The following is a 4,146-nucleotide window of genomic DNA, read 5'->3' on the forward strand; positions in this document are numbered from 1 at the left end:
GGTCGCACCCTCCTCGCTCGGCACGCCGCGCCGCGCCGTCCCAGCCGACGACGGCGCGGCGCGGCGTGCCGAGCGAGGAGGGTGCGACCAGTGCCTGGATCTCGACCAGCACCGGCCTTGTCCCCTCCATGCCGGCGAAAACCGCCGCCCCCGGCGATTTGGCATGGCGTTCGCCAAGAAAAAGCTCGGACGGATTGGCGACCTCGCGCAGGCCCTTGTCCGACATTTCGAAGACGCCGATCTCGTCGGTCGGTCCAAAACGGTTCTTCACCGTACGCAGGATGCGGTAGTGGTGGCCGCCTTCGCCTTCGAAGTAGAGCACGGCGTCAACCATGTGCTCGACGACGCGCGGCCCGGCGATCTGGCCTTCCTTGGTGACATGGCCGACCAGTACGATCGCCGCACCCGTGGATTTCGCATAGCGGATCATCGCCTGGGCGGCAGCGCGCACCTGGGTGACGGTTCCGGGTGCCGAATCGGCAAGGTCGGTCCACAGCGTCTGGATCGAATCCAGGATGACGAGATCAGGCCGCTTGCCGTCGGCGATCGTCGCCAGGATGTCCTCGACATTGGTCTCGGCGGCAAGTTCCACCGGAGAGGAGGCGACGCCAAGCCGCTGCGCCCGCAGCCTGATCTGCGCGACCGCCTCTTCGCCCGAGACATAGACGATGCGGTGGCCTTTTGATGCCAGCGCCGCGGCCGCCTGGGTGAGCAGCGTCGACTTGCCGATGCCGGGGTCGCCGCCGACCAGCAGCGCCGAGCCGCGCACGAACCCGCCGCCGGTGGCGCGATCGAGTTCGCCAATGCCCGAGATGATGCGTGGCGCGTCCTCGATATCGCCGGACAGCGTGGTCAGCACCACGGCGCGTCCCTTGCGGGCGTTGCGCGTGTTGGCTGGTCCTGAGCCGATGCCGCCGGACGTGCCTTCCTCGACCAGCGTGTTCCACTCGCCGCAGGCATCGCATTTGCCGGCCCAGCGCTGATGCACCGATCCGCAACTTTGGCAGATGAATTGGACGCGCGACTTGGCCATTAGATGGAAGCCACGCCGTGACAGGCTGGCGGGGCAGCGCCCCTCTCTGGCCTGCCGGCCATCTCCCCCTCCAGGGGGGAGATTTGCAGCTTCAGCGCTTGCGCCTTCTTTTCAACGCCAAAAATTGGCGAAAGCGTCGATGCCATCCGATCTCCCCCCTTGAGGGGGAGATGTCCGGCAGGACAGAGGGGGGCGCCAAGGAATGGGACCTGTCTCAATAGGTCACTCGAACCTTTCCGGCAGATGATGCTCCTCGGCGAGGTCGGAGAAGCGGGTGAACTCGCCCTGGAAGGCAAGGCTGACGGTGCCGGTCGGTCCATGGCGCTGCTTGGCTATGATCACTTCGGCCTTGCCCTGGACCTCGATCATCTTCGTCTCCCAGGCGAGATGCTCGGGCGTGCCTTTCTCCGGCTCCTTGTTCTTGATGTAATATTCCTCGCGGTACACGAACAGCACGACGTCGGCGTCCTGCTCGATCGAGCCCGATTCGCGCAGGTCGGACAGCTGCGGATGTTTGTCGTCGCGGCTTTCGACTTGACGCGAGAGCTGTGAGAGCGCGATGATCGGCACGCCCAACTCCTTGCCGAGCGCCTTCAGTCCGGTGGTGATCTCGGTGATTTCCTGGACGCGGTTCTGCGACGCCTTGGCAGATGAACCCTGCATCAGCTGGATATAGTCGATGACCATCAGGTCCAGCCCGCGCTGGCGCTTGAGGCGGCGGGCGCGCGCCGCGAGCTGGGCGATCGAGATACCACCCGTCTGGTCGATGTAGAGCGGGCGCTTGTGGTTCTCCTGCGTGTAGGCGACAAGCTTGCCGAAATCGGCTTCCGTCAAATCGCCGCGCCGGATTTTCGATGATGGAATCTCGGTCTGCTCGGAGATGATGCGGGTGGCCAGCTGCTCCGACGACATTTCAAGCGAGAAGAAGCCGACGACGCCGCCATTGGCCGCCTTGACGGAGCCGTCGGCCTGTTGGGCAGGCTCATAGGCGGCAGCGATGTTGTAGGCGATGTTGGTGGCCAGCGACGTCTTGCCCATGCCTGGGCGGCCGGCGATGATGATCAAATCCGAAGGCTGCAGGCCACCCATGCGATGGTCGAGATCGCGCAGGCCGGTGGCAATGCCGGACAGGTGGCCATCGCGCATATAGGCCGCGCTGGCCATGTCGACGGCATTCTTCAACGCATCGGAAAAGCTTTCGAAACCGCCATCGTAGCGGCCGTTTTCGGCCAGCTCGAACAGCCGCCGCTCGGCATCCTCGATCTGTTCGCCGGGTGCCATGTCGACCGGCGCGTCATAGGCGATGTTGACCATGTCTTCGCCGACGGTGATCAGCGCGCGGCGCGTCGCAAGGTCATAGATGGCGCGGCCATAGTCGGTGGCGTTGACGACGGTCACAGCCTCGACCGCCAGCCGCACGACATATTGCGCCATCGTCATGTCCCCAACCTTCTCGTCGGCCGGCAGGAAGGTTTTCAGTGTGATCGGCGTCGCCACCTTGCCCATACGGATGAACTCGGACGCCACCTCATAGATCTTGCGGTGCAGCGGCTCGTAGAAATGGCTGGCCTTGAGGAAGTCAGAGACGCGGTAGAAGGCGTCGTTGTTGACGAGGATGGCGCCGAGCAACGCCTGCTCGGCCTCGATGTTGTTTGGCGCTTCACGATAAAGCGGTGTTTCCGCGACGCCGAATTTTCGCGCTGCCTCTGCCATGATATCCCCGATTTCAATCCCGGCCTTTCGATATCAGAACGTGATGAGTCGGTGCTGACCTTTCTGCATCACTACCCAACCAAAGAACCTTGATGCCCGTTGTTCACAGGAACAACCAATCGTCCACAGGAGAGTATTCGCGTGCCCCGATTCCGGTTGACTCGACAGGGCGTGGATCTCTATCTGACTCGTCGGAACAAAGCAAGAACAATGGCACTGTTCATTTTGCGATGTTGTCCAGCCTGTCGCCCCAGTCCAATCGCCGGGCCAACTTGAAGTCGGCGCCGTCGCGCTTGGTGAACAAGCGCTCGGTGGCGGTGCCGTCGTCCTGGCAAAGCTTGAGCAGAACCTTGCCGGAGCCGGATTTCGGTGGCGCAAGAACTCGTGCCTGGTGTGATGTGGGGCCGTCGCGAGAAGCCGCGACGTAGATGAATTTCTCGTCTTCCCACGGCACGTCGGCATCCTTGGCCAGCCGATGCAGGCGCGAGCGGGCGACGCGGCGGGAAAAATGGCACCAGTCGGGCTGGACCAGCGGGCAGGGCGCCTGATGCGCGCAAGGCGCAAGCACATGCGCGCCCGCCTCGATCAGCTGCCGGCGCACGGCAAGGATGCGCTGCCAGCCGGCGGGGGTGCCGGGCTCGACGATCAGGAGCGTGTCGCCAGTGAGTTGCCAGAGCCGGTCGATGAGTTTCGGCAGCGATGCCGGCGCGATTTCATCGAGCACATAAGCGCACGTGACCAGATCGGCCGGCTCGATGTCAGCAAGGTCGATGGTGGCATCACCGGCCAGCCATCTGCTCTGGGCGGCAATAGTGTTGCCGGCAAGCGTCTCGCCGACCTTACGCACGGCGGCACTGGCTTCGAACAACACCGCCTGTTCGAGATCGGGCCACAGATCGGTCGCGGCCCAAAGCACCGTGCCAGGGCCGGCGCCGACATCGAGCAAGGTCCTGGGCTGAAAGGCAGGCTTGGCGTCGCTCAGCGCGTCGAGGCTGGCACGGATCGCGGCATAGGTCGCCGGCAGCCGCGTCGCCAGATAGGCCTTCACCGCCAGATCCTCGGCCATGTGCAGACGGCCGTCGCGCAACTCGGCGCGGTAGCGGTCGGACAGCGTCTTTGCCGCTTGCTTGAGTACCGCCAGCGGAACGTTTTCGAGCAGACGCTCGACACCTTGGCGAAGGGAGGCAGGCAACTCCATCTCAAGCGCCCCGCGGGACGAGAAGGATCACCGAAGCACCGGCAATGCAGAGCGCGGCACCGGCAAGATCCCAGCGGTCGGGGCGAACGCCTTCAACCAGCCACAGCCAGCCAAGCGACGCCACGATGTAGATGCCGCCATAGGCGGCGTAGGCGCGACCGGCGGCTGACGTGTCGACCAGCGCCAGCAGGAAGCCGAACAG

General features: G+C 64.3%; 3 protein-coding genes and 1 pseudogene. All 4 read right to left on the reverse strand.

Features of this window, described 5'->3' with window-relative positions; translation table 11 throughout:
* Nucleotides 1–1,033: DNA repair protein RadA (gene radA / locus ENZ75_RS23450; protein WP_128278344.1), on the reverse strand; the 1,033-nt coding region annotated here is incomplete at its 3' end.
* Nucleotides 1,034–1,255: 222 nt separating this feature from the next.
* Nucleotides 1,256–2,746: a replicative DNA helicase gene (locus tag ENZ75_RS23460; RefSeq protein ID WP_013532525.1), complete on the reverse strand. Its 1,491-nt coding sequence runs from the start codon at nt 2,744–2,746 to the stop codon at nt 1,256–1,258.
* Between the two features lie 220 nt (nt 2,747–2,966).
* Nucleotides 2,967–3,944: a small ribosomal subunit Rsm22 family protein gene (locus tag ENZ75_RS23465; RefSeq protein WP_013532524.1), complete on the reverse strand. Its 978-nt coding sequence runs from the start codon at nt 3,942–3,944 to the stop codon at nt 2,967–2,969.
* 1 nt (nt 3,945) lies between these two features.
* Nucleotides 3,946–4,146, reverse strand: a pseudogene (locus ENZ75_RS23470) (hypothetical protein); the annotation flags it as partial.

Source organism: Mesorhizobium sp. M7A.F.Ca.CA.002.04.1.1 (assembly GCF_004022805.1).
GTDB classification, from domain to species: Bacteria; Pseudomonadota; Alphaproteobacteria; order Rhizobiales; family Rhizobiaceae; genus Mesorhizobium; species Mesorhizobium ciceri.

Excerpts from the sequence above, each read along its gene's own strand:
- ENZ75_RS23465 (WP_013532524.1), bottom strand. The coding sequence starts at position 3,944 with ATGGAGTTGCCTGCCTCCCTTCGCCAAGGTGTCGAGCGTCTGCTCGAA.
- ENZ75_RS23460 (WP_013532525.1), bottom strand. The coding sequence starts at position 2,746 with ATGGCAGAGGCAGCGCGAAAATTCGGCGTCGCGGAAACACCGCTTTAT.